Consider the following 24,594-nt stretch of genomic DNA (forward strand, 5'->3'; position numbering starts at 1 on the left):
TCATGAGCGAATCCCTCGATCTGAGCCTGGATGGCGTTGAGCGCCGCTCGCTTGCCGACTTCACCGAGCAGGCCTACCTCAACTATTCGATGTACGTGATCATGGATCGCGCCCTGCCGCATATCGGCGACGGCCTGAAGCCGGTGCAGCGGCGCATCGTCTACGCCATGAGTGAGCTGGGCCTGGACGCCGACGCCAAGCACAAGAAGTCGGCGCGCACCGTCGGCGACGTGCTCGGCAAGTTCCACCCCCACGGCGACTCGGCCTGCTACGAGGCCATGGTGCTGATGGCCCAGCCGTTTTCCTACCGCTACACCCTGGTCGACGGCCAGGGCAACTGGGGCGCCCCGGACGATCCCAAGTCCTTCGCCGCCATGCGCTACACCGAGGCGCGCCTGTCGCGCTACTCGGAGGTGCTGCTGACCGAACTGGGCCAGGGCACGGTGGACTGGGTGCCGAACTTCGACGGCACGCTGAACGAGCCGGCCACGCTGCCGGCGCGGCTGCCCAACCTCTTGTTGAATGGCACCACCGGCATCGCCGTGGGCATGGCCACCGACGTGCCGCCGCACAACCTGCGCGAGGTGGCGGCGGCCTGCGTGCGTCTGCTCGACCAGCCGGACGCCACGGTCGAGCAGCTGTGCGAGCACGTACTAGGCCCGGATTTCCCCACCGAGGCGGAGGTCATCACCCCCCGCGCCGACCTGCTGAAGATCTACGAGAGTGGCCGCGGTTCGGTGCGCATGCGCGCGGTGTACCGCATCGAGGACGGCGACATCGTGGTCACCGCGCTGCCGCACCAGGTGTCCGGGTCCAAGGTGCTGGAGCAGATCGCCGGGCAGATGCAGGCCAAGAAGCTGCCGATGGTCGCCGACCTGCGCGACGAGTCGGACCACGAGCACCCCTGCCGCATCGTCATCATCCCGCGCTCCAACCGGGTCGACGCCGATGAGCTGATGACTCACCTGTTCGCCACCACCGACCTGGAGTCCAGCTACCGGGTCAATACCAATGTCATCGGCCTGGACGGCAAGCCGCAGGTGAAGAACCTGCGGCAGATGCTGCGCGAGTGGCTGGAGTACCGGGTGAACACGGTGCGCCGGCGCCTGCAGTTCCGCCTGGACAAGGTGGAGAAGCGTCTGCACCTGTTGGAGGGCCTGTTGATCGCCTTCCTCAATCTGGACGAGGTGATCCGCATCATCCGCAGCGAGGATTCGCCCAAGCCGGTGCTGATGGCCGCCTTCGGCCTCACCGACATCCAGGCCGACTACATCCTCGACACCCGCCTGCGCCAGCTGGCGCGCCTGGAGGAGATGAAGATCCGCGGCGAGCAGGACGAGCTGGCCAAGGAGCGCGCCAAGCTGCTGGCCCTGCTCGGCAGCGAGGCCAAGCTGAAGAAGCTGGTGCGCCAGGAGATTCTCGACGACGCCGAGAAGTACGGCGATGCGCGGCGCTCGCCGATCGTCGAGCGTGCCGAGGCCCGTGCCCTGTCGGAAACCGAGCTGATGCCGACCGAGCCGATCACCGTGGTGATGTCCGAGAAGGGCTGGGTGCGTTGCGCCAAGGGCCACGACATCGACGCCACGGGGCTGTCCTACAAGGCCGGCGACGGTTTCAAGGCCGCCGCGCCGGGGCGCTCCAACCAGTATGCGGTGTTTATCGACTCCAGCGGCCGCAGCTATTCCCTGGCCGCCCATTCGCTGCCGTCGGCGCGGGGCCAGGGCGAGCCGCTGACCGGGCGTTTGACACCGCCGCCGGGGACGACCTTCGACTGCGTGCTGCTGCCGGACGACAATGCCCTCTATGTGATCGCCTCCGACGCCGGCTACGGCTTCGTGGTCAAGGGCGAGGACCTGCAGGCCAAGAACAAGGCCGGCAAGGCCCTGCTGACCCTGCCGGCCGGGGCCCGGGTCATCGCGCCCAAGCCCCTGGCCAATCGCGACGAGGACTGGCTGGCGGCGGTGACCACCGAGGGCCGCCTGCTGTTGTTCAAGGTCGCCGACCTGCCGCAACTGGGCAAGGGCAAGGGCAACAAGATCATCGGCATCCCCGGCGAGCGGGTCGCCAGCCGCGAGGAATACCTCAGCGACCTGGCGGTGCTGCCGGCGGGGGCGACCCTGGTGTTGCAGGCGGGCAAGCGCACCCTGTCGCTCAAGGCCGACGATCTGGAGCACTACAAGGGCGAGCGCGGCCGGCGCGGGAACAAGCTGCCGAGGGGCTTTCAGCGGGTCGACAGCCTGTTGGTGGAGTAGCAGCTGTGGTCGCGCGGCGCGATTCGCGGGCCGCGAGGCTGGAGTCGCGCGGCACTTTGGCGGATGATAGGTGGCCTTGGAGCGCGTCGGCCCGGCCGAACGCATGAGCCAACCCAGGTTTGACTGCCGGCCGCCAGGCCGGCCGGATGTGAGGAATGACTGTAGTGCGCTTTCCCTTGACCCTGCTGTTGACCGGACTGCTCGGCCTGGCCGGATGCACGGCCTACCAGCCGGTGCCGCTGTACCAGCTCGATGGTGGCAACGCCGAACTGCCGGCCGACAAGGAGGGCGTGGCGGTACTGCTGGGGCCGGTGTCGATCGCCGACTACCTGCAGCGCGAGGCGCTGTTGCAGCGCCAGCTCGATGGCAGCCTGACCACGGCCAGCGATGCGCGTTGGGCCGGCAGTCTGGCGGCGGATATCGACCGTCAGTTGTTGCGCCAATTGGCGGCGCGACTGAACAGCCAGCGCCTGGCCGTGGCGCCGGCGACACCGGGTTTCAGCCCTCAGGTCCAGGTGCTGCTGGCGATCACCCGCCTGGACTCCGGGCCGCAGCGGCCGGCCGTGCTCGAGGCGCACTGGCGCCTGCTGAGCGGCGAGGGCAAGCTGCTCGACGGGCGCCTGGTGCGACTTGAGGAGGCCCATCAGGGCAGCATCGCCGATCAGGTGCGGGCCCAGAGTCTGGTCATGCGTCAGTTGGTCGAGCAGGTGGCGTCGGCGGTGCAGGAGTATGGCAACGCGGCTCCGGCCATCGCCAAGGAACCACGCAAGAAGGCCCCCGCGGCGCCTGCAGCAAAGCCCGTGCCGCCGTCGCTGCCGGCACCGATCCGGATGGAAGGCGAGGTGTTCCGCTTTTAATGCCGGTTTCCGTATGACGGACGGTCGATACGAAAAAGCCCCGCGTGCTGCGGGGCTTTTTTCTGGGCGGGGTTTCTAGCCGCGGCTCTCGTGCATGCGCGCCAACTGGCGCTCCAGCAGCGAAGGGTAGGGTTCCAGCAGGCGCTCCACGCAGCAGGCGCCGTCCGGACTGGCGATGGCGCGGATGCGGCTGTGCTGGCGAACCTGCGGGTCTTCGGCAATGCGCCGCTCCAGCAACAGCAGGTTACGGCTGTGCTGGGACAGGGCCAGGGCGTCCTGAGCGGTCTCGCTGAGCAGCAGGTCGCCCTGGCTGAGGTCGAGCAGCCCGCTGCCCTGGGTCAGCCCCAGCTGCAGCTGCAGGGTGATGCCGCTGTCGGCGACCTCGATCTGCAAGGCATGACCGAGGGCGCGCATCAGTTCGCCGCAGCACAGGGCATGGGTCAGGTAGTCGTCGTTGTCGCGACCATGGAACAGCATCAGGCTGCTGCCGTCGCTCAGGGTGTGCAGTTCGCCCTGGTAGAGCGCCGAAGCCTGGGCCAGGCAGTCGCGGTAGCGCTGCAGCAGGTCGAGCAGGCGTGTCCGCGGCAGGCGCCGCAGCTGTTCCTGGGCGCCCAGCTGGATCGCCAGCACCGCGCTCGGGTGGGCCGCGCTCGGCGCCGCGGCAGGTGCCGGCGGAGCGTCGTCGCGGAGCTCGGCGAAGGGATCGTCTTCGGTGTCGTTGCGCTCGTCGAACTCGTCGAGTGGGTCGTCGTTCAGGTTCGGTACCTGGAAGCCGGGCTCGTCGTCGGGCTGCTCGCTCGGCGCGTCGAGGTCGTCTTCGGCCTCCAGCTCGTCGTAGTCGGCTTCGGGCTCAGGTTCCGGCTTCTCCGGCACCAGGCGCGCCTGCAGCTGGCGCGCCAGGTCGCCGATCTCGTCCTGGCGTCCGGCGCCGGGTGCCGGGTCGTCGGGGTCGCGCAGCCAGACCCGCAGCTGCAGCAGCGGGGTGGAGATATGCCGGCCCAGGCGCAGGCTCAGGCTCAGGGCCAGGGCCAGCAGGATCAGGCTGAGAATGCCCATGCTCTGCAGGCTGATGGTCATGGGCTGCTGGAACTGCTGCATGTCCAGGCTGATGCGCAGCTGCCCGGCGATCACCTCCTGGAAGGTGATGGGGGTCGAGTACAGGCCCTCGGTCTCGCCGAGCATGCTCTTGCTCGGCCGCGCGCCGGCCTCGGCGAGGATGCGGTTGTCCACGCTGTAGATGGCCGCATGGGCCACCAGCGGATTCTTCACCAGGTTGTTCAGCAGCACGTTGAGGCTGAGGATGTCGTTGGACACCAGCAACTCGGTGGCCGAGGCGGCGGTCTGGGTGATCAGGCTGGTGCCCAGGGCCTCGGCCTGCTGCTGCATGGCCTGCTTGAACTGCATGCCGATTACCCAGGCGTAGATCACCAGCGCCAGCGCCACCAGCAGCAGGCTGTGGCTGGCGATGCGCAGGGCCAGGGGGACCCGGCGTTGGCGCAGGGCCTGGAACAGCAGGAGGAAGAAGTTGTCGGGCTTTACGGGGACGGGCCGGTTCACAGAGCTCGGCTCTTGTCGACTGGAGATGCCGCGCAGTATAGCGACCGGCCCGCAGCGGGCAAAGCGCCGCGCGCGCCCGTACGGCGGCGAAAATGGGTAGAATGTGCGGCCTTTCTCCGGCCTGCCCGTCCTGCGGCAGGTCGCTTCTCTTCGACCTTATGGGGGTGCGCCGTGCGCGAAATCGTCCTGATCAATATCACCGGCGAGGATCGCCCCGGTCTCACCGCCGCCATCACCGGCGTGCTGGCCCAGGGCGGGGTGAATATCCTCGACATCGGCCAGGCGGTGATCCACGACACCCTGTCGTTCGGCATCCTGGTGGAGATACCGGATACCGAGCGCGCCTCCTCGGTGCTCAAGGACGTGCTGTTCACCGCCTACGAGCTCGATCAGCAGGTGCGCTTCACCCCGGTGGCCGAGGCGGACTACCAGCAGTGGGTGGAGGGCCAGGGCAAGGCACGGCACATCGTCACCCTGCTGACCCGCAAGGTCACCGCCGAGCAGTTGCAGCGGGTCAGCGCCATCACCGCCCAGTACGGCTTGAATATCGACCATATCGATCGCCTGTCCGGGCGCATGCCGCTTGACACCCCGGCCGAGCAGGGCAAGGGTTGCATCGAGTTCTCGGTGCGCGGCGAGCCGGCGGACCCGGCGGCGCTGCGCGCCGAGTTCCTCAGCGTGGCCCAGGAGCTGAGCGTCGACATCGCCTTCCAGCGCGACTCGCTGTTCCGTCGCAACCGGCGCCTGGCGGTGTTCGACATGGACTCGACGCTGATCGAGGCCGAGGTGATCGACGAGTTGGCCAAGGCGGCGGGGGTGGGCGAACAGGTGGCCGCAATCACCGAGCGGGCCATGCGCGGCGAGCTGGACTTCGCCGCCAGCTTCAGGGAGCGCCTGGCCCTGCTCAAGGGACTGCCGGAAACCGTGCTGGAGGGGATCGGCGCCTCGCTGCGCCTGACCGAGGGCGCCGAGACCCTGTTCGCCGAACTCAAGCGTCTGGGCTACAAGACGGCGATCCTCTCCGGCGGCTTCAGCTACTTCGCCAAGCAGCTGCAGGCCAAGCTGGGCATCGACTATGTGTACGCCAACGAGTTGGAGATCATCGATGGCCGGGTGACCGGGGTGGCGCTCGAACCGATCGTCGACGCCCAGCGCAAGGCCGACCTGCTGCGCGAGCTGGCCGAGCGCGAAGGCCTGCGTCTGGAGCAGACCATCGCCGTGGGCGACGGTGCCAACGACCTGCCGATGCTGGCGATCGCCGGCCTGGGCGTGGCGTTCCGGGCCAAGCCGCTGGTCAAGCAGTCGGCCAAGCAGGCCATCTCCACCCTGGGGCTGGATGGCATCCTCTATCTGCTGGGCTTTCGCGACCGCGACGGCCTGACCTGACCGGCATGGCCCCAGACAGCCAGAAGCCGCCCGCGGGCGGCTTCTGGCTGTCTGGGTTCGGGTCTCACTCGTCGTCGGCGGAGAAGTCGTAGTTCATCGACTGGCTCGGCGGCTGCAAGTAGTAACCCTGGATGTAGTTGACCCCGGCCTGCCACAGCGTGGCCAGCACGCTGGCGCTCTCGACGAAGGGCACTATGGTCAGCTTGGCCTGGGCGTGGAGGCTGGCCAGCAGGGTCTTCAGGGCTTCCTGGTTGTCCGGCTTGCCCAGGTCCTGGGAGAAGGAGCCGTCGACCTTGACGAAATCCAGGGGCAGGTGCTTGAGCGTGTTGAAGGGGTTGAGGGCGCAGCCGAACTGGCTCAGGGCGACCTTGCAATGCAGCGCCTGCAGGCCTTGGCACAGGGCCTTGGCCTGCTTGAGGTAGGCGATGGCGTCCGGCTCGCTGAGCTGGAAGACCAGGGCGTCCGACGGCAGGCGCGCGGCTTTCAGGGCCACGCTGAGCCAGGGCAGCAGGGTCTGGTCCTGCAGGCTGGCGCTCGACAGGTGCACGAACAGGCGGGTGTTGTGACCCTTGCTGCGGTGGTCGGCGAGCAGCTTGATCGAATTGAGGATCACCCAGCGGTCGATCTTCTCGCCGAGGCCGGCGTCCTTGGCGGCGCTGAGGAAGTCCGGTGGCGGCACCTCCTGGCCTTGCGGGTTGAGCAGGCGCAGCAGTACCTCGTAGTGCTCGTGACTGTCGCCGCGCAGGCTGATGATCGGCTGGAACAGCAGGCGGAAGCTGTTGTTCTCCAAGGCCTGCTGGACCATGGCCACTATGCTGCCGCGATTGGCCGCGGCGGCCAGCTCGTCGGCGGGGTCGTACAGCTTCAGGGCATTGCCCTCGGCCAGCTCGTCGGCGCAGCGTTGGGCGCGGTTGACCACGTCCTGGGACTTGGTGGTTTTCTCGTTGAGACCGGCGACACCGATCGACAGGGTGGTCTGGGCGGTGCGGCCGCTGACGTCGAACAGGTGGCTCTCGACTTTCTTGAGCAGCGCCGTCAGGTCTTCGCGGGACTGCTCCGGGCTCAGCCCGGGTTGCAGCACGGTGAACACGTCGTCGCCGAAGCGGGCCAGCTGCACCGTGTCGGCAAAATGCGCGCGCAGCAGGTTGGCCAGGTCGGTCAGCAGCAGATCGATGCCGGACAGGCCGACTTCGGCCAGCAGGCTGGCGTAGTGGTCGACGCGGATGTAGGCCAGGCTGGCGGGTTGGCCTGCGTTCACCGCGCGCTCGGCGGCGGCATCCACCAGCTCGAGGAAGTAGTTGCGGTTGTACAGGCCGGTGACCAGGTCCTGGCTGCTGATTTCGCGCAGTTTCTCTTCCAGCTCGGCATTGCCGACTTCGCCGCGTATCACCACCTGGATGCAGGGTTCGCCGTCATAGGTGGCCGGGGAGAAGGTCATGCGCGCCTGAAAACTGTCGCCGTTGGCCTTGACCCCTGCGCAGGCCAGTTCGGCGTTGCCTTCGGCGCCCTGATAGTTCTTCAGGAAGTCCTTGAAGTTGGGCTGGTCGGCGACGGCGATCAGGTCGATCATCGGCATGCCTTCCAGCTCATCGGCGTCCTGGTAGTCGAACAACTCGAGATAGGCGCGGTTGGCATAGATATGCATGCCGTCATGCACGTAGGTGATGGCGTCGACCGAGCTCTCGAGGAGCAGCTGGCAGCGCTTTTCCGCCTCGCGCAGGGCCACCTCGGCGGCCCGCCGGGCGCGCCGCTCCTCCAGGTTGCCCAGCTCGCGCTGGGCTACCAGCACCAGGCGCTCGTCCTCGCCTTGCGGCAGGGCGTCCTGGGCGCCCAGGGTCAGGGCCTCGGTAATGGCGTCGGAGTCGTTGCCTTCGAGCAGCTGGATGACCGGGATGTCCTTGGCCTGGCGGCGGATCGCGCTGATCGCCTCGCCGGGCGTGAGGTGTTCGCTGCTGGGGGCGGCGATCAGCAGGTCCCAACTCTGTTGCAGGGCCTCGGCCAGGTCCTCGCTGGAACTCAGGCGGTGTACCCGGGTCGCGCGGCCGGCGTTGCGGAACAGGCTGACGAGGCGTTCGGCCTCGTTCTGCGAGTCTTCGAGAATCAGCAGTCGAATAGTCTTTTTTTCGATGGCCATGGCGAGAGTCAAGTTTGCGCCGAACGGGCGCGAAAAGGCGACAAAAGGTGAGGCTTCGGCAATCTACAGCGACTTCCAGAGCGAGTCAAAGTCTTCCTCCCCGTCTGCGCTGCGGCTTTCCGGGGCTGTGACGGACTTCCCTTGGGCGCTGCTCGGCTGGTCGAGGGCATGGTATTCGAACTGGTTGAAGCTGCCGGTGCTGGTCTGCCGGCGGCCGAGTACCGCGCGTCGCTCCGTGCCGCTGAGGTTGATCATCACCTTGCTGCCCTCCTGAAAGGGCAGGCGCGGCGTGACCAGGGTCGCCGGCCGCGAGATGGCACCGATCTCCGGTAGCAGCAGGGCGCGCAGGTACTGGCTGTGGGGTTCGGCCTTGCGCACCAGTTGCAGGCCGCAGGCTTGCGCGTGGGGGGCGATCAGCTCGATGCCCATCTGGGTTCCGCCGCCGCGGACCTGGCGAATCCAGCGCACCACCGCAACGCTCCAGCTCTGCTCCGGGGCGTCCTGCACGCCGAGCAGCTCGCCGGCCTGCAACTGGCTGGGGACCTCCTTCGGCCAGGACCGGCAGTAGCCCCCGGGGCTGTGGTTGATGATCGGCAGGGCGAAGGTCGGGTAGCTCGCGTCCGCCTCGGCACTGGTGGGCAGGCCGGTGCCGGTCTGGTTGCCGGGTCTGCTGTACTCGATCTCCTCGAACGGTAGGTGCTGTCCCCAGCTGTTGTTCTGCTGGGCGTCGAAGGCCCTGCTCCAGACATCGGGAGCGCCGCTGCCCGGCTTGAACACGGCGGACCGGCTGCTGGCGGGCAGGCGCAGGATCTGGTCGAAGGGCTTGCGGCCGGCGAGGAAGAAGTGCAGGGCGCTCATGCCGATGCACAGGGTCAGGCTGCCCTGGCCCTGGGTGCGTTGAAAGGTGCGTTCGGAGATATCGCCCCAGGCGGCGCCGAGGTGCTGCAGCATGTCCTGGCTGAAGCCTTCGGGGACCAGCAGGGGCGCATCGGCGAGCTTCTCGGGGCGCAACAGCAGGTATGCCTTGATCGCGTCGACCAGGGGACTCGGGTCGATGCCCAGCGCCTGGTGCAACTCCTGGGGTTGCAGCAACGAGCCGTAGCGAGGCGGGCCGTCCTGCTGCGGGGCCACGACGAACAGGCTGGACGGCGCACCGCTCGGCTGCAGCCGCACCAGAGGGCTCCAGGCTTCGAGCACCTCCGCCAGGCGGGCGATGCTGTTCTGGCGCATCTGGTTGCAGCGCGCACAGCCGAGCAGCAGGGCCACCAGGTAACTCTGCTCGATGCTCAGGCCCTGGGCATGGCGGGCCAGGGGGTCGCGAATCACCAGCTGTTGCAGGCCGCGCTCGCGGGCAATCTGGTAGAGCTGGTGCAGCTCCAGCCACAGGCCTTCCGGCACCGGGCAATACAGCTGGCTGGTGCGGATCAGCGCGGCGCACAGGCTGTGGGTCGCGCGCTGCAGGGCCAGGGCCAGAAGGGGGGCTTGCTCGCGGCTGTGCTGTGGGGCGAGTTGGGCGATGACCAGCTTGTAGCCGACGGCCAGGTGATTCTGCAGGGCCTGGCAGAGGTTGGCGACCTTGCGCGGGCGCTCGTCGAGGACGATGGCCTGGTTGAGGAAGTGTCGCTCCAGGTGTTGGCAGACGAAATACACCTCCGGGCGCAGCAGTTCCAGCAGTTGCAGGCGAGTGTCGGGTGCGGTCTGTACCTGGTTGAGTTCGACCAGGGCCTGATAGAGCTGGCGGGCCGTTTCGCCAATGTTGGCCTTGGGCAGAGCGGCGATCCAGCGTTTGAGGTCGCGCGGGTGGGTGTCGCAGAAGGACAGGCCCTGCTTGTCCGGAGTGGGAACGCGGAGTCGCAGGTGGGGACTCTGTTTATCCATCTGTGTTGGGGACTCCAGCGCCTGAGGCCTAGGCGAGCCGTTCTACTGATATTGATGCAGACTCTAGCAGCATCCGTGCCGGGGCGCAGCCACGGGGCCTGTCTGCCGGTACGGGCTGTGACGGGGTGCAGGCTGCGTTCGACAGCACTGTCGTGCCGACGCCTGCCCGGCGGGCGGTCGCGCGCTCGGGCAGGCATGGCAATGTGGCGGCGGAGTGGGGCGTGTCCTGGCTGGCGCCTGTCAGGCCTCCCGGCTATCGCCGAGGCGTTGGCCCATCTGCACCTTGCTCTCGGCGCCGATCGGTTCGGCCCACTGCACCTGGTTCGGTCCGAACAGCACGATGGCGGTGGAGCCCAGCTTGAAGCGGCCGAGTTCGGCACCCTTGTCCAGGGTGATGGGCGCGCGGGCCGTCTCGTCATAGCGGAAGGTCTTGAGGGCGCGCTTGGGCGGGGTGATCAGTCCGGCCCAGACCGTTTCGATCGAGGCGACTATCATCGCGCCGACCAGTACCACGGCCATGGGGCCGCGCTCGGTGTCGAACAGGCAGACCACCCGTTCGTTGCGGGCGAACAGCTCGGGTACGTTTTCCGCGGTGGTCTGGTTGACCGAGAACAGGCGTCCGGGCACGTAGACCATCTCCCGCAGCGTGCCGGCCAGGGGCATGTGCACGCGGTGGTAGTCCTTCGGCGAGAGGTAGACGGTGGCGAACTCGCCGCCCATGAAGGGCGCCGCCCGCTCGGCGTCGCCGCCGAGCAGCTCGACCGCGCTGAAGCTGTGGCCCTTGGCCTGGAAGATCCGCCCGTGTTCGATGCGGCCCAGCTGGCTGATCGCGCCATCGGCCGGGCAGAGCACGGCACCCGGGCTGGCGTCCAGGGGGCGCACGCCGTCCTTCAGCGCGCGGGTGAAGAAGGCGTTGAAGTGCTCGAAGCTCTCGGCCGGTTCGCGAGCCTCGCTCATGTCGACCTGGTAGCGCTTGATGAACCAGCCGATCAGCGGGTTCTTGAACCAGGGCAGGCGGCATTCGGCGGCGAAGCCGATCAGGCGCGAGAGCAGATGATGGGGCAGCAGGTACTGGCTGAGGATAAAGAGACGCTGTTTCATCGGGTTTCCTTAGGGGCCGGCCGGAGCGCGGCGATTCAACGTTCGACCGGGGTGTCGGGGTGGTTGCCCCACTCGCCCCAGGATCCGGCATAGGCCTTGACCCGTGGGTAACCCAGGGCCTTGGCCACCAGGTAGGTGAGGCCGGAGCGGTGATGGGTCTGGCAGTGGGTGATCACTTCCTTGTCCGGGGTGATGCCGAGCTCGCCGAGCCGTGTCGGCAGGTCCTGGCGCAGGCGCAGGGCGCGGGCCGGGTCCATGCAGGCGGTCCATTCCAGATTCGCTGCGCCGGGGATGTGCCCGGCCTTGGCCGCCAGGGCTTTCTCGCCACGGTATTCGGCCGGGGAGCGGGCATCCCAGATGGCCAGGTCGGCCGCGCCCAGGCGGCTCTGCAGGTACTCGCGGCTGGCGCTGGGCGCCTCGCTCAGGCGCAGGGACAGCCTGCCCGTGCGCGGCGCCGGCTGTTCGTCGCTCAGCGGGCGCTGCTCGGCCAGCCAGGCCTGCAGGCCGCCGTCGAGGTAGTGGTAGCGGCCGTGGCCGATCACATCCAGTAGCCAGATGAAGCGGCCGGCCCAGCCGCCGCCTTCGTCGTCGTAGACCACGTACACGGCGTCCGGGTTGTGCCCCAGTTCGGCGAACAGCTGCTCCAGTTGCCCGTGCTCGGGCAGCAGGCCGGGAGCCGGCGGTTGGCCCAGTTGGGTGCGTTTGGGCTCGGCGAAGCGCGCGCCGGGGATATGTCCGGCGGCATAGCGCGCCGCACTGGTCAAATCGACCAGGATCAGCTCGGGGGCGTTAATGCGGCTGGCCAGATCGGCCGGCTCGATAACCAGCGGCAACTCGGCGAAGGCGGACATGCTGGGCCTCTCAGTCAAGGGAAGGGCGGATTGTAGCGGAAAGCCTAGGGCGCGCGTCTGGCGAAGCTGGCCAGGGCCCGCTCGATGCATTGCGCGGTCTTGCCGAAGGCTTTCAGGTTGGTCTCGCTGAATGCGCTGCCGGCGCGGTCGGCCACCAGCAGCAGGGCGACCCGGCCGTTGACGGCCAGCGAGCGGCTCAGCAGGTGTTCGCTGGGAAACAGCGCCTTGAGCGCGCCGGGCAGCAGGGCGGAGAACTGAGCCATGTTGCCCGGAGTCAGGCGCAGCTGGCCGGGCTCTGCGAGCAAGCGACGCAGCACCTGGCTGTGCTGGGGCTCGAGGATCAGGTCCGTGGGCGGCGGTTCCAGGCCGGCATGCTGCAGGGCGCGCAGGCGGCTGTGGCTGCGGTCGGCCAACAGCAGCAGCACCCGCTGCATGCCGCAGCTCTGCAGGGCCTGGCGGGCACAGGCAGCGAGCTGTTCGAGGTTGTTGAAGGCGCTGGGCTGGGCGAGCAGCTGGGCGCACAGGCGCCGCCACTCGTCGACTTCCGTGGCTCTCGTCGGGGGCGGGGCCGGCGACGGGGCGGCCTGCAGGTGACGGGCATGGGGGGGCCACAGCAGGGCTTCGGCCGGGTGCCAGAGGCCGGCGCTGGCGTGCTGGCGCGCGCTCTGGGCCGCATGCTGGTGAATCTGTTGCTGCACCTCGTCCAGCGGCAGCTGCAGGTAGAGGCCGGTTAGGCGTTGCCAGCGCAGGCTGTGGGGGCTGTTCCAGGCCTGATGGGCCGACAGCGCCAGGCCGTTGGCCAGCACGATGCAGTTGCCGGGCAGGGTCAGCCAGCGGCGCAGCTGGGGTTCGGCATCCAGCCTCTGTTGCTGGTGCAGGGGGTGTTCGTTGTCGCGGGCGATATGCAGCGCCTTGACCAGCAGGCGGCGGTCCTGGGTCAGCAGGCGATAGCCCTGGACGATCCACTCGGGCAGGCGCCAATGCTCGACCAGGGCCAGGCAGAGTTGCAGCAGGGGTACGCCGAGCAGCTCCTGCTCGACGCGCTGGGCCGGTTCGCCCGCAACCAGCACGCGACGCTCCCAGGCTTCGAACAGCTCGGGCTGGGCATTCAGCAGGGACCAGACAGGGGCGAGGAACAGCAGGCTGCCCCAGTGGATCTCCTGCCAGAGTCGCGCCAGGCGACCGGCGAACAGGCCGTTGGCCTGCTGGCTGGCATGTTGGCTGATCAATTGGATCTGCCGCAGCGCCAGCGGGATCTCGTCGGGGGCCAGGGTGGGCTGGCGCTGCAGCAGCTCCTCGGTGCGGCGCAGGCCGAGGCGGCTGAGGGCTCCCTCCAGGCTCTCCGTCGGCTCGCTGAGGCCGCCGCTCTTGCGGTTGGCCTCGCGCAGCACGCCCAGGGCCAGGGGCGGGCAACCCTGCATCAGGTCGGCGATGTCGCGCAGCGAGCGGCGGCTGTCGGCCAGGGCGCGGCAGATCCGCTGGTGGCTGTCGAGCGGTACCGCGATCGGGTGCTTATCCAGCTGTTTGAGCCAGGCGTCGAGACTGCGTGGAGGGGGCGTCGGCATAGGGGAGAGCCAAGCTGGCTTTTGACCTTAACAGGCTATAGTCTCGCGCATAACTTCCGATAAATAGAAGGGTTGATTTAAAACCCCCTTCTCCTGGCTTCTGCAAGTTTCCTTTTATGGCAAAAATAATCGGCATTTTCGTGGTGTTCGGCAGCGTGCTCGGCGGTTTCATCCTGTCCGGCGGCCAGTTCATGGCACTGGTGCACCCGTTCGAGGTGATGATCATCGGCGGTGCGGCCCTGGGCGGCTTTCTCCAGGCCAACCCCGGCAGCACCTTCATGCACGTGTTCAAGAAGTCCCTGAGCATGTTCAGCTCGCGCTTCACCCACACCTTCTATCTGGAGGTGCTCAAGCTGCTTTACGAGATCCTCAACAAGAGCCGGCGCGAGGGCATGATGGCCATCGAGGCCGACCTCGAAGAGCCGGCCGCCAGCCCGATCTTCAGCAAGTACCCGGCTATCCTCAAGGACGGGCGGATGACCGCCTACATCTGCGACTACCTGCGCATCATGTCCTCGGGCAACATGGCCCCCCACGAGCTGGAGGGGCTGTTCGACATGGAGCTGGCCAGCCTGAAGGAGGATCTGGAGCACCCCTCCCATGCCGTGGCGAAGATCGCCGACGGCCTGCCGGCCATGGGGATCGTCGCGGCGGTGCTGGGCATCGTGATCACCATGTCGATTCTCGCCGAGGCCTCCAACGCGCAGATCGGCGAGAAGGTGGGCACGGCCCTGGTCGGCACCTTCCTCGGCATCCTCGCCTCCTACGGTTTCTTCGGCCCCCTGTCCACGGCCCTGGAGCACGACGCCAAGGAAGAGCTGAACGTGTTCGAGGCGATCAAGGCGGGGCTGGTCGCCTCTGCCTCCGGCATGCCGCCGTCGCTGGCGGTGGAGTTCGCCCGCAAGACCCTGTACCCGGCCCATCGGCCGAGCTTCTCCGAGCTGGAACAGGCCATGCGCGGAAGCTGACGAATCATGGAAAACAACCAGCCGATTATCGTCAAACGGGTCAAGAAGACCGCCGGCGGCCACCATGGCGGCGCCTGGAAGATCGCCTTCGCCGACTTCGCCACGGCGATGATGGCGTTCTTCCTGGTGATGTGGCTGATGTCCTCGGCCTCGCCGGAGCAGAAGAAGCTGATCTCCGGCTACTTCAAGGACCCCATAGGCTTCTCCGAGAGTGCCAGTCCCTATGTGATCGACCTCGGCGGTTCGCCCACGCCCTCGCCGGACCGCACCCTCAATCCGGAGACGCAGGAGCCGATCGACAACGAGCGCAACGACGAGGCGGAGCAAGGCGCGCTCGACGCCCAGGAGGCCGAGGCGCTGGCCGAAGAGTTGGAGCGCGAGCGCCTGGAGCTCCTGCTGCAGGAGCTGCAGAACAAGGTCGAGCAGGACCCGCAGCTGCAGCGCTTCAAAGACCAGATCCTGTTCGAGATCACCCAGGACGGCCTGCGTATCCAGATCGTCGACGCGGCCAACCGGCCGATGTTCGACCTGGGCAGCGCGCGGCTGCAGCCTTACTTCGAAGACATCCTGCTGGCCCTGGTCGACACCATCGGCGCGGTGCCGAACAAGGTCAGCATCAGCGGCCATACCGATGCCAAGCCCTTCGCCGGCCGGGGTGACTTCGGCAACTGGGAGCTGTCGGCCGACCGTGCCAACGCGGCGCGGCGGGTGCTGGTGGCCGGTGGTTACGACGAGGGGCAGGTGGCTCGGGTGGTCGGCTATGCCTCCTCGGCCTTGTTCGACCGCAACGATCCGCTCAACCCGGTCAACCGGCGCATCGATATCACCGTGCTGACCAAGAAGGCCCAGCGCGCCATCGAGGGCGAGCAGCAGGGGCCGGGCGAGGGCGCCGGGCAAGATGCGCCCGCGCCGGGGGGGCAGCCGGAGCCGGCAGCGGCCGAGCCGGTACCGGCGGCGGAGCTGCGTCAGCGCCTGAATATCTTCGAGGACGGCGTGCTGCAGTTCGATCAGTCGGGCGAGTGATGGCGCGGGTGCTTTCGACCAGGCCGCGAATGTTCGCGGCCTGGTCGTTTCAGTAGTCCGCCTCGGGCAGGCTGGCGAGGATGTGCCGGTAGCTGGCCATGCGCTGCGGGTGGATGCGCCCCTCTTCCAGGGCCTTGAGCAGGGCGCAGCCGGGCTCGCGGTCATGCTTGCAGTCGCGGAAGCGGCAGTGTCCGAGCAGCTCGTGGAACTCGATGAAGCCGGCCTCGACGTCGTCGCGACTGACGTGCACCAGGCCGAACTCGCGGATGCCGGGGGAGTCGATCAGCTCGCCGCCGCCGGGAAAGTGGAACAGCCTTGCCGTGGTGGTGGTGTGGGTGCCCTTGCCGGTCAGCTCCGACAACGCGCCGACGCGGGTATCGACGCCGGGCAGCAGGCTGTTGACCAGGGACGACTTGCCCACCCCGGACTGGCCGACGAATACGCTGACATGGCCATCGAGCCGTTGCTTGAGCCTTTCCATGCCGTCGCCCTGATGGGCCGAAACCTCCAGCAGCGGGTAGCCGAGCTGGCGATAGACCGTGAGCAGGGCGTCGAGCGCCGGGCCGTTCTGCGCATCGATCAGGTCGGCCTTGTTCAGCAGCAGCAGCGGACGGATGCCGGCGTGCTCGGCGGCCACCAGGTAGCGGTCGATCAGGTTGGCGTGGGGCTCGGGCAGTGGCGCGAAGACGATGACGATCAGGTCGACGTTGGCCGCCACCGGCTTGAGCTGGCCGCGCATGTCCGGGCGGCACAGCTCGCTGCTGCGCGGCAGTTGCGCGACGATCACGCCGATGCCCTGGTTGCCCGGACGCCACACCACCCGGTCGCCGGTGACCAGGGTCGGCAGGTTGGCGCGCAGGTGGCAGCGGAACACCTGGCCGGCCAGCTCGCCTTCCTGGGCCTCGACCTCGACCTGGACACCGAAGTGAGCGATGACCAAGCCGGTCTGCTCCGGGCCGAGGTCGCCGCCCTCGAGGATCTGCACGGCCTGGGACTCGCGTTTGGCGGCGCGGGCGGCGCGCTCGCCCTGGATCTTGTCGATGCGCCAGCTTTGTCGGCGGTTGAGTCGGCGTTTGGCCATGGGGGTCTCGAGGGTTGAGTCGCGTTAAAAACGGCGCGAGTTTAGCACGCGCAATCGCAGCGCTCGCCTGCTGCGGCAGGCCGAGGCGGCGGGTACACTGCGCGGTGACCTGGAGCGGAGGGGCTGAGGAGTGGGCGAGAGTAGGGCATGGCTCGGGCGCCGACCGGCGCTGTTGGCGCTGTTGGCGCAGCTGATGGCGACCCTGCTGGTCGCCGCGTCCATCTATCTGGCGGCGCGCTGGGGCGACTGGCGGCCCAGTTGGCTGGGCGCCGGGCTGGTCCAGGGCCTGCTGGCCGCGAGTATCGGTCGCTGGCTGGGGCTGGCGCGCTGGTGGTGGTGGCTGAACCTGCTGTTCGTCCCGGCGCTGCTGCTGGCCAGTGGAGCGGCGCTGCCATCCTGGGTGTTCCTCGCCGGCTTCGTCCTGCTGCTGCTGATCAACTGGAACAGCGCGGTCGAGGGGGTGCCGCTGTACCTGAGTGGCGCGCGCTGTCGTGAGCAACTCTTGACGCTGCTCGCCGAGCGCGGCGCCGAGTTTCGCTTCGTCGACCTCGGCTGTGGCCCGGCGGGCACCTTGTTGTACCTGGCCCGGCGCTTCCCCGCGGCGCAGTTCGTCGGCGTCGAGACCGCGCCCCTGACCTTCGCCATCGCCTGGCTGCGCTGCCTGGCGCAGGGCAACTGCCGGGTGCGCTACCAGAGCTTGTGGCGCACCGACCTGTCCGCCTTCGAGGTGGTGTACTGCTTTCTTTCCCCGGCACCCATGGCTGCCTTGTGGGACAAGGCCCGGGCGCAGATGAAACCGGGTAGCTGGTTGCTCAGCAACAGTTTCGAGGTGCCCGGGGTGCCTGCCGAGCGCGTCATCGATCTGCATGACTGGCGCCAGTCGCGCCTGCTGCTGTGGCGCATGGGCGGCGACTGAGGCGCGTGGCCCGGCGATTTATTCGCTAAACTGGCGATCCCAGCCGAGGAGCGCAGCATGCAGAACCCACAGAACCTGATCTGGATCGACCTGGAGATGACCGGTCTGGACCCGGAGAAAGACGTCATCATCGAAATGGCCACCATCGTCACCGACAGCGAGCTCAATGTGCTGGCCGAGGGGCCGGTGATCGCGGTCCATCAGAGCGATGAGGCGCTCGCCGGCATGGACGAGTGGAATACCCGCACTCATGGTGAGAGCGGCCTGACCAAGCGCGTGCGCGAGAGCACGATCGGTCCGGCCCAGGCCCAGGCCCAGACGCTAGCCTTCCTCGAGCAGTGGGTGCCCAAGGGGCAGTCGCCGATCTGCGGCAACAGCATTGCCCAGGACCGGCGCTTTCTGTATCGCTACATGCCGGACCTGGAAGCCTATTTCCACTACCGTTATCTGGATGTCACCACCCTGAAGATTCTCGCCGACCGCTGGGCGCCACAGCTCAAGGCAGGGTTTCAGAAGAAGGCCAGCCACCAGGCGCTGGACGATATCCGCGAGTCCATCGCCGAACTCAAGTACTACCGCGAACACTTCCTCAAGGTCTAACCCCCGCCCACCGGGGCGCCGCGCGCGGCATGCTGGGCCAGCGCCCATTCGACATGCTCACGCACCAGCGCCGAGGGGTGCTCGCGCCGCGCCTGCAGCGCCTCGAGCACCGGGATGCTCGACGGCGCGTTGCCCAGGCCGACCGCCAGGTTGCGCAGCCAGCGCTCGTAGCCGGCGCGGCGTAGCGGCGAACCCTCGGTGCGGCTGAGAAACTCCTCCTCGCTCCAGCGGAACAGCTCGGCCAGTTCGGCGTTGTCCAGGCCGTGGCGCGGCAGGAAGTCGCCCTGCTCGGTGGGGCGGGCGAAGCGGTTCCAGGGACAGACCATCTGGCAGTCGTCGCAGCCGAACACCCGGTTGCCGATCGGCGTGCGCAGCTCCTCGGGAATGGAGCCCTTGAGCTCGATGGTCAGGTAGGAGATGCAGCGCCGCGCATCCAGCTGGTAGGGGCTAACGAAGGCCTGGGTCGGGCAGATGTCCAGGCAGGCGCTGCAACGTCCGCAGTGCTCGCTGGCGTGGGGCGCGTCGACCGGCAGCGGCAGGTCGACGAACAGCTCGCCGAGGAAGAAGTAGCTGCCGGCCTTGCGGTTGAGCACCAGGGTGTTCTTGCCGATCCAGCCGAGCCCGGCCTGCTCGGCGATGGCCTTCTCCAGCACCGGGGCGCTGTCGACGAAGGCGCGGTAGCCGAACGGGCCGATGACCTGCTGGATGCGTTCGGCCAGCTGCTGCAGGCGCTTGCGGATCAGCTTGTGGTAGTCGCGCCCCAGGGCGTAGCGCGATACATAGGCCTTCTCCGCCTGGCCCAGGCGCTCGGCCATGCGGGTGTCGCCGGGCAGGTAGTCCATGCGCAGCGACACCACCCGCAGGGTGCCCGGCACCAGCTGCTCGGGGTGCGAGCGCTTGCTGCCGTGGGCCGCCATGTAGTCCATCTCGCCCTGATAGCCGGCGGCCAGCCAGCGCTGCAGGTGCGCCTCGTGCTCGCCCAGGTCCAGCCCGGCGATGCCGACCTGCTGGAAACCCAGCTCGCGGCCCCAGTCCTTGATCGACTGGGCGAGGGTGGCGAGATCGGCGCTGGAGAGGGACATGCTGAAGAGAAACCGGAGTGGAGGTGCGTATAATTCTGCCAGACATCGGAGCCGACGCATGCCGCATTCGCCAGACAACCTCCCCCTAGCCCTGTATAACGCCGACCAAGTGCGGGCGCTGGACGCCCGGCTGATCGCTGCCGGCACGCCGGGCTTCGAGTTGATGGGCCGCGCCGCCCATGCCGTCTGGCGGGCCTTGCGCCGGCGCTGGCCGGACACCGGGGTGGTCACCGTGCTGGCCGGGCGCGGCAATAACGCCGGCGACGGTTACCTGGTCGCCGCCCTGGCCTCGCGCGCCGGCTGGCAGGTCAAGGTGCTGGCGGTCGGCGATTCGGCGCAGCTGCGGGGCGACGCGGCGCGGGCACGCGACGAGGCGCAGGGGGCCGGCGTGCCGATTCAGGCCTGGAGCGAGTGCGCGCCGCTGGAGGGCGTGGTGGTCGATGCGCTGCTCGGCACCGGCCTGCGCGGTGCGGTTCGCGAGCCCTATGCCCAGGTCATTCGCCTGCTCAACGCCAGCGGTGCGCCGGTGCTGGCGGTGGATATTCCCTCGGGCCTGTGCGCCGACAGCGGTCGGGTACTGGGCGTTGCCGTGCGCGCGCAGCTGACCCTGACCCTGATCGGCCTGAAGATCGGCCTGTTCACCGGGGCGGCGCCGGACTGGGTCGGCGAACTGCAGTTCGCCGATCTGCAGGCCGACCGGCAACTGGTCGCGGAGCAGGACTTTATCGCCCGGCGCCTGGCCGCGGGGAGCTTGGCGTGGCTGCCCAGGCGGCCGTGCACCGTGCACAAGGGCCAGCTCGGCCATGTGCTGGTGGTCGGCGGCGAGCGCGGCATGGCCGGGGCGGCCCTGCTGGCGGCGCAGAGCGCCCTGCGCGGCGGTGCCGGCCTGGTCTCCCTGGCCACCCGTGGCGAGCACCTGGCGGCGGCCCAGGCGCGCCTGCCCGAGGTGATGGGCACGGCGGTGGCCTCGGCCAATCAGCTGCTGGCCCTCGGCAAGGCGGCCAGCGTCTGGGTAGTGGGCCCGGGGCTGGGGCAGGGCGCCTGGGGGCGCAGCCTGCTGTCGGTGGCGGCGATCATGCCGGTGCCCCAGGTGTGGGATGCCGACGCCCTCAATCTGCTGGTCGCCGGGGCGGTCAGCCTGCCGGCCGGTTGTGTGATCACCCCGCATCCCGGGGAGGCGGCCCGCCTGCTCGGCGTCGGCACGGCCGAGGTGCAGGCCGACCGACCGGCCGCCGCCCTGGAGCTGGCGCGGCGCTACCGGACGGTGTGCGTCCTTAAGGGCGCCGGCACCCTGGTCGCCGACCCCGAGGGGGATCTGCGCTTGTGCGACCGCGGCCATCCGGCGATGGCCGGCGCCGGCCTGGGCGACGTCCTCGCCGGGCTGATCGGCGCCCTGTTGGGCCAGGGGCTGGCGCCGATGGCGGCGGCCAGCCTGGCGGTGTGGCTGCATGCCCGGGCCGGCGAGGTGTTGGCCGGCCAGGGGTATGGGTTGGCGGCGAGCGATCTGTGCGCCGCCATTCGTCAGTTGATGCAGGAGCAGAACGGGTGACCGAACTAGAACGCTATGCCGCCGACGAGCCGGCCATGTACGCCCTGGGGGCGGCTATCGCCCAGGCCAGCAAGGGGTTGGGGGTGATCTACCTGCACGGCGATCTGGGGGCCGGCAAGACCACCTTGGCGCGGGGCATCATCCGCGGCCTGGGCCATGTGGGCGCGGTGAAGAGCCCGACCTTCACCCTGGTTGAGCCCTACGAAATCGACGGGGCGCGGGCCTACCACTTCGACCTGTACCGCCTGGTCGACCCCGAGGAGCTGGAGTTTCTCGGCATCCGCGACTACTTCGCCGGCGATGCCCTGTGCCTGGTGGAGTGGCCGCAACGTGGCGCCGGCGTTTTGCCAAAGGCCGACCTGGACATTACCATTACCCCGCAAGCGGCCGGCCGTTCGCTGCGCCTGCAGGCGCACAGTGCGCGTGGCGAAGCCTGGTGTGCCGCCCTGGCCATCGGAGCATAAACAAGAATGGGGTTGGCTATGCGCGTAGGTGCGCGGTTCATCGCGGTTGGGGTGGTGTTGGCGGCGTTCGCCGCCGAGGTTTTTGCCGCTTCGGATGTACGCAGCGTACGGCTGTGGCGGGCACCGGATAACACCCGGTTGGTGTTCGACCTGTCCGGGCCTGTACAGCACAGCGTTTTCACCCTGAGCGCCCCGGAGCGCATCGTCATCGACATCAGTGGCGCCAAGCTCGCCACCCAGTTCGACCAGTTGGCCCTGAGCAATACGCCGATCACCGGCGTGCGTTCGGCGCAGCGCACGGCAGAAGACCTGCGCGTGGTGATCGACCTGGCCGCGTCGGTCACGCCGAAGAGCTTCACCCTGGCACCGAACCAGCAGTACGGCCATCGCCTGGTCGTCGACCTGTTCGACCAGGAGGCGGACGCGGCGCCCAGCCTGCCCTCGACGGCGGCCGCCCGCACGCCGCCGGTACCGGTCACCCCGACCCAGGCCCCGCCCAAGCTGACCCCGGTGCCCGGCGGCAAGCGCGATATCGTCATCGCCATCGATGCCGGCCACGGCGGCGAAGACCCGGGGGCCCTGTCGCCGGTCAAGGGCCAGTTCGAGAAGCATGTGACCCTGGCCATCGCCAAGGAATTGCAGCGCCAGATCAATGCCGAGAAGGGCTTTCGCGGCGAACTGGTGCGCACCGGCGACTACTTCATCCCGCTGCGCAAGCGCACCGAGATCGCCCGCAAGAAGGGCGCCGACCTGTTCGTCTCGATTCACGCCGATGCCGCGCCGCGGGCCGCGGCCTTCGGTGCCTCGGTCTATGCCCTGTCGGACCGTGGCGCGACTTCGGAGACCGCGCGCTGGCTGGCGGATGCGGAAAACCAGTCCGACCTGATCGGCGGCGCCGGCAACGTCAGCCTCGACGACAAGGACCGCATGCTCGCCGGCGTGCTGCTGGATCTGTCGATGACCGCCTCGCTGTCGTCCAGCCTGAATGTCGGGCAGAAGGTGCTGAGCAACATGGGCCAGATCACCCACCTGCACAAGCGGCGGGTCGAGCAGGCCGGCTTCATGGTGCTGAAGTCGCCGGACATTCCGTCGATCCTGGTGGAGACCGGCTTCATCTCCAATCCCAACGAGGCGCGCAAGCTGGCCAGCGCCAGTCACCAGCAGGCCTTGTCGCGCTCGATCCTCACCGGCGTGCGGCAGTTCTTCCAGCAGAACCCGCCGCCGGGGACCTACCTGGCCTGGCTGCGCGACAACGGCAAGATCGCCCAGGGGCCGCGCGAGCATGTGGTCAGCGCCGGCGAGAGCCTGGCCTTGATCGCCCTGCGCTACCAGGTCAGCCTGGCGAGCCTGCGCAGCGCCAACGCGCTGCGCTCGGACGTCATCAAGGTCGGCCAGACCCTGCAGATCCCCGTGACCGCCCTGGCGGCCCAACCATGAGCGGCGCGGCACGCATCCAGCTGCTCAGTCCGCGGCTGGCCAACCAGATCGCCGCCGGCGAGGTGGTCGAGCGGCCGGCCTCGGTGATCAAGGAGTTGCTGGAGAACAGTCTGGACTCCGGCGCCAAGCGCATCGAGGTGGATGTCGAACAGGGCGGCATCAAGCTGTTGCGGGTACGCGACGACGGCAGCGGCATCCCCGCCGATGACCTGCCGCTGGCGCTGGCGCGGCATGCCACCAGCAAGATCCGCGAACTGGAGGATCTCGAGCAGGTCATGAGCCTGGGTTTTCGCGGCGAGGCCCTGGCCTCGATCAGCTCGGTCGCCCGCCTGACCCTGATCTCGCGCACCGCCGATGCCGAGCAGGCCTGGCAGGTGGAAACCGAAGGCCGCGACATGCAGCCGCGGGTGCAGCCGGCGGCGCACCCGGTGGGTACCTCGGTGGAGGTGCGCGACCTGTTCTTTAATACCCCGGCGCGGCGCAAGTTCCTGCGCACCGAGAAGACCGAGTTCGACCACCTGCAGGAGGTCATCAAGCGCCTGGCCCTGGCGCGTTTCGATGTGGCCTTCCATCTGCGCCACAATGGCAAGGCGGTGTTGGCCCTGCACGAGGCCAGCGACGAGGCCGGTCGCGCGCGGCGGGTCGCCGCGGTCTGCGGTCCGGCCTTTCTCGAGCAGGCGCTGCCGATCGAGATCGAACGCAACGGCCTGCACCTGTGGGGCTGGGTGGGGCTGCCGACCTTCTCGCGCAGTCAGGCCGACCTGCAGTACTTCTACGTCAACGGGCGGATGATCCGCGACAAGCTGGTGGCTCATGCGGTGCGCCAGGCCTATCGCGACGTGCTGTTCAATGGTCGCCATCCGACCTTCGTGCTGTTCCTGGATATCGACCCGGCGGTGGTCGACGTCAACGTGCACCCGACCAAGCACGAAGTGCGTTTCCGCGACAGCCGCATGGTCCACGACTTCCTCTATGGCACCCTGCACCGCTCCCTGGGCGAGGTGCGTCCGGAGGACCAGCTGGCGGCGCCGGCGGCGGTGGGCGGGGTGGTGCGTCCGAGCGGCCAGGCGGCCGGCGAGTTCGGCCCCCAGGGTGAGATCGGCCTGGCCGCCAGCGTGCTGGAGCAGCCCGCAGCCGACTCCGTATGGCGCTCGCCGGGCGCCGGCTATCAGGCGCCGCGCCCGGATGCCCCCCTGCCGGCGGCCGAGGCCCGTGGTGCCTACCGCGAGTATTTCGCGCCGCTGGCGCCGAGCGTCGCCCCGGCCGTCTTGCCCGAGGCCCAGGGTGATGTGCCGCCGCTCGGCTATGCCGTCGCCCAGCTCAAGGGCGTGTACATACTCGCCGAGAACGTCCAGGGCCTGGTGCTGGTCGACATGCATGCGGCCCACGAGCGCATCACCTACGAGCGCCTCAAGGTCGCCATGGCCAGCGAGGGCCTGCGCAGCCAGCCGTTGCTGGTGCCCGAATCGCTCGCCGTCAGCCAACGCGAGGCCGATTGCGCCGAGGAGCATGCCGCCTGGTTCCAGCGCCTGGGTTTCGAACTGCAGCGGCTCGGCCCGGAAAGCCTGGCGATCCGGCAGATCCCGGCGCTGCTCAAGCAGGCCGAGGCCACCCAGCTGGTACGCGACGTGCTCGCCGACCTGCTCGAGTACGGCACCAGCGACCGTATCCAGGCCCACCTCAACGAGCTGCTCGGCACCATGGCCTGCCATGGCGCGGTGCGCGCCAATCGCCGTCTGAGCCTGCCGGAGATGAATGCGCTGCTGCGTGACATGGAGCACACCGAGCGCAGCGGTCAGTGCAACCACGGGCGGCCGACCTGGACGCAGTTGGGCATGGACGAACTGGACAAGCTGTTCCTGCGTGGCCGTTGATTGGCTCGTGCACATGAAG

At 68.5% G+C, this 24,594-nt stretch carries 19 protein-coding genes; 11 read left to right on the forward strand and 8 right to left on the reverse strand.

Going from position 1 to position 24,594, the window contains the following annotated elements:
- Nucleotides 1–2: 2 nt before the first annotated feature.
- Together parC and SBP02_RS02510 are read left to right on the forward strand one after the other, a co-directional pair.
- The gene (gene parC, locus SBP02_RS02505) at nt 3–2,252 is read left to right on the forward strand and encodes a DNA topoisomerase IV subunit A (protein WP_318644846.1); all 2,250 of its coding nucleotides are present in this window, start codon (nt 3–5) and stop codon (nt 2,250–2,252) included.
- Between the two features lie 155 nt (nt 2,253–2,407).
- Nucleotides 2,408–3,109 carry a PqiC family protein gene (locus tag SBP02_RS02510; RefSeq protein ID WP_318644847.1) on the forward strand — a complete coding sequence of 234 codons (702 nt, stop codon included), beginning with the start codon at nt 2,408–2,410 and terminating at the stop codon, nt 3,107–3,109.
- 75 nt (nt 3,110–3,184) lie between these two features.
- On the opposite strand, the gene SBP02_RS02515 is transcribed toward SBP02_RS02510, so the two are convergent.
- The gene (locus SBP02_RS02515; protein WP_318644848.1) at nt 3,185–4,666 is read right to left on the reverse strand and encodes an AhpA/YtjB family protein; all 1,482 of its coding nucleotides are present in this window, start codon (nt 4,664–4,666) and stop codon (nt 3,185–3,187) included.
- A gap of 171 nt (nt 4,667–4,837) precedes the next feature.
- On the opposite strand from SBP02_RS02515, the gene serB reads away from it, so the two are divergent.
- Nucleotides 4,838–6,052, forward strand: a complete 1,215-nt coding sequence (gene serB, locus SBP02_RS02520; protein ID WP_318644849.1) for a phosphoserine phosphatase SerB — start codon at nt 4,838–4,840, stop codon at nt 6,050–6,052.
- A 64-nt stretch (nt 6,053–6,116) separates the two neighbouring features.
- Here the strand turns inward: serB and SBP02_RS02525 are convergent, their stop codons facing one another.
- The 5 genes from SBP02_RS02525 to SBP02_RS02545 form a co-directional block, all read right to left on the reverse strand.
- Nucleotides 6,117–8,186, reverse strand: a complete 2,070-nt coding sequence (locus tag SBP02_RS02525; RefSeq protein WP_318644850.1) for an EAL domain-containing response regulator — start codon at nt 8,184–8,186, stop codon at nt 6,117–6,119.
- Nucleotides 8,187–8,249: 63 nt separating this feature from the next.
- Nucleotides 8,250–10,064 (reverse strand): molecular chaperone, encoded by a 1,815-nt coding sequence (locus SBP02_RS02530; RefSeq protein WP_318644851.1) that lies wholly within the window; start codon nt 10,062–10,064, stop codon nt 8,250–8,252.
- Between the two features lie 240 nt (nt 10,065–10,304).
- A complete protein-coding gene (asd, locus tag SBP02_RS02535) occupies nt 10,305–11,165 on the reverse strand; it encodes an archaetidylserine decarboxylase (RefSeq protein WP_318644852.1) in 861 nt (286 codons plus the stop codon).
- Between the two features lie 35 nt (nt 11,166–11,200).
- A complete protein-coding gene (locus SBP02_RS02540) occupies nt 11,201–12,016 on the reverse strand; it encodes a rhodanese-like domain-containing protein (protein WP_318644853.1) in 816 nt (271 codons plus the stop codon).
- 44 nt (nt 12,017–12,060) lie between these two features.
- The gene (locus SBP02_RS02545) at nt 12,061–13,581 is read right to left on the reverse strand and encodes an HDOD domain-containing protein (RefSeq protein ID WP_318644854.1); all 1,521 of its coding nucleotides are present in this window, start codon (nt 13,579–13,581) and stop codon (nt 12,061–12,063) included.
- Nucleotides 13,582–13,697: 116 nt separating this feature from the next.
- Between SBP02_RS02545 and motA the strand changes: the two genes are divergently transcribed.
- The gene (motA, locus tag SBP02_RS02550) at nt 13,698–14,549 is read left to right on the forward strand and encodes a flagellar motor stator protein MotA (RefSeq protein ID WP_318644855.1); all 852 of its coding nucleotides are present in this window, start codon (nt 13,698–13,700) and stop codon (nt 14,547–14,549) included.
- A gap of 6 nt (nt 14,550–14,555) precedes the next feature.
- Nucleotides 14,556–15,572: a flagellar motor protein MotB gene (motB, locus tag SBP02_RS02555; RefSeq protein ID WP_318644856.1), complete on the forward strand. Its 1,017-nt coding sequence runs from the start codon at nt 14,556–14,558 to the stop codon at nt 15,570–15,572.
- A 49-nt stretch (nt 15,573–15,621) separates the two neighbouring features.
- Here the strand turns inward: motB and rsgA are convergent, their stop codons facing one another.
- On the reverse strand, nt 15,622–16,653 hold the full coding sequence (gene rsgA / locus SBP02_RS02560) for a small ribosomal subunit biogenesis GTPase RsgA (protein ID WP_318644857.1): 1,032 nt from the start codon (nt 16,651–16,653) through the stop codon (nt 15,622–15,624).
- A gap of 193 nt (nt 16,654–16,846) precedes the next feature.
- On the opposite strand from rsgA, the gene SBP02_RS02565 reads away from it, so the two are divergent.
- Both SBP02_RS02565 and orn read left to right on the forward strand, forming a co-directional pair.
- Nucleotides 16,847–17,569: a class I SAM-dependent methyltransferase gene (locus SBP02_RS02565; RefSeq protein WP_318644858.1), complete on the forward strand. Its 723-nt coding sequence runs from the start codon at nt 16,847–16,849 to the stop codon at nt 17,567–17,569.
- 57 nt (nt 17,570–17,626) lie between these two features.
- Nucleotides 17,627–18,169 carry an oligoribonuclease gene (gene orn, locus SBP02_RS02570; RefSeq protein WP_318644859.1) on the forward strand — a complete coding sequence of 181 codons (543 nt, stop codon included), beginning with the start codon at nt 17,627–17,629 and terminating at the stop codon, nt 18,167–18,169.
- Here orn and queG read toward each other — a convergent pair.
- The gene (queG, locus tag SBP02_RS02575) at nt 18,166–19,251 is read right to left on the reverse strand and encodes a tRNA epoxyqueuosine(34) reductase QueG (protein ID WP_369960093.1); all 1,086 of its coding nucleotides are present in this window, start codon (nt 19,249–19,251) and stop codon (nt 18,166–18,168) included. The two genes, orn and queG, sit on opposite strands and share 4 nt — an antisense overlap.
- A gap of 58 nt (nt 19,252–19,309) precedes the next feature.
- On the opposite strand from queG, the gene SBP02_RS02580 reads away from it, so the two are divergent.
- From SBP02_RS02580 to mutL, 4 genes are read left to right on the forward strand one after another with little or no spacing between them, the layout of a single operon-like run.
- Nucleotides 19,310–20,800 (forward strand): NAD(P)H-hydrate dehydratase, encoded by a 1,491-nt coding sequence (locus SBP02_RS02580; RefSeq protein WP_318644861.1) that lies wholly within the window; start codon nt 19,310–19,312, stop codon nt 20,798–20,800.
- Complete coding sequence (tsaE, locus tag SBP02_RS02585; RefSeq protein ID WP_318644862.1) at nt 20,797–21,264, forward strand: tRNA (adenosine(37)-N6)-threonylcarbamoyltransferase complex ATPase subunit type 1 TsaE; 468 nt, start codon at nt 20,797–20,799, stop codon at nt 21,262–21,264. Before SBP02_RS02580 ends, tsaE begins: the two co-directional genes overlap by 4 nt.
- Before the next feature lie 6 nt (nt 21,265–21,270).
- Nucleotides 21,271–22,701, forward strand: a complete 1,431-nt coding sequence (locus tag SBP02_RS02590) for an N-acetylmuramoyl-L-alanine amidase (protein WP_369960089.1) — start codon at nt 21,271–21,273, stop codon at nt 22,699–22,701.
- Nucleotides 22,698–24,575: a DNA mismatch repair endonuclease MutL gene (gene mutL / locus SBP02_RS02595; RefSeq protein ID WP_318644864.1), complete on the forward strand. Its 1,878-nt coding sequence runs from the start codon at nt 22,698–22,700 to the stop codon at nt 24,573–24,575. The genes SBP02_RS02590 and mutL overlap by 4 nt, the downstream gene beginning before the upstream one ends.
- Nucleotides 24,576–24,594: the final 19 nt, after the last annotated feature.

This window comes from Pseudomonas benzenivorans (assembly GCF_033547155.1).
Classification (GTDB): Bacteria; Pseudomonadota; Gammaproteobacteria; order Pseudomonadales; family Pseudomonadaceae; genus Aquipseudomonas; species Aquipseudomonas benzenivorans_B.

Coding starts and splice junctions, on each gene's coding strand:
- SBP02_RS02510 (WP_318644847.1), top strand. CDS start 2,408: ATGACTGTAGTGCGCTTTCCCTTGACCCTGCTGTTGACCGGACTGCTC.
- SBP02_RS02590 (WP_369960089.1), top strand. CDS start 21,271: ATGGGGTTGGCTATGCGCGTAGGTGCGCGGTTCATCGCGGTTGGGGTG.
- SBP02_RS02540 (WP_318644853.1), bottom strand. CDS start 12,016: ATGTCCGCCTTCGCCGAGTTGCCGCTGGTTATCGAGCCGGCCGATCTG.
- SBP02_RS02545 (WP_318644854.1), bottom strand. CDS start 13,581: ATGCCGACGCCCCCTCCACGCAGTCTCGACGCCTGGCTCAAACAGCTG.
- asd (WP_318644852.1), bottom strand. CDS start 11,165: ATGAAACAGCGTCTCTTTATCCTCAGCCAGTACCTGCTGCCCCATCAT.
- motA (WP_318644855.1), top strand. CDS start 13,698: ATGGCAAAAATAATCGGCATTTTCGTGGTGTTCGGCAGCGTGCTCGGC.
- SBP02_RS02525 (WP_318644850.1), bottom strand. CDS start 8,186: ATGGCCATCGAAAAAAAGACTATTCGACTGCTGATTCTCGAAGACTCG.
- SBP02_RS02530 (WP_318644851.1), bottom strand. CDS start 10,064: ATGGATAAACAGAGTCCCCACCTGCGACTCCGCGTTCCCACTCCGGAC.
- rsgA (WP_318644857.1), bottom strand. CDS start 16,653: ATGGCCAAACGCCGACTCAACCGCCGACAAAGCTGGCGCATCGACAAG.
- orn (WP_318644859.1), top strand. CDS start 17,627: ATGCAGAACCCACAGAACCTGATCTGGATCGACCTGGAGATGACCGGT.
- queG (WP_369960093.1), bottom strand. CDS start 19,251: ATGTCCCTCTCCAGCGCCGATCTCGCCACCCTCGCCCAGTCGATCAAG.
- motB (WP_318644856.1), top strand. CDS start 14,556: ATGGAAAACAACCAGCCGATTATCGTCAAACGGGTCAAGAAGACCGCC.
- parC (WP_318644846.1), top strand. CDS start 3: ATGAGCGAATCCCTCGATCTGAGCCTGGATGGCGTTGAGCGCCGCTCG.
- SBP02_RS02580 (WP_318644861.1), top strand. CDS start 19,310: ATGCCGCATTCGCCAGACAACCTCCCCCTAGCCCTGTATAACGCCGAC.
- SBP02_RS02565 (WP_318644858.1), top strand. CDS start 16,847: ATGGCGACCCTGCTGGTCGCCGCGTCCATCTATCTGGCGGCGCGCTGG.
- mutL (WP_318644864.1), top strand. CDS start 22,698: ATGAGCGGCGCGGCACGCATCCAGCTGCTCAGTCCGCGGCTGGCCAAC.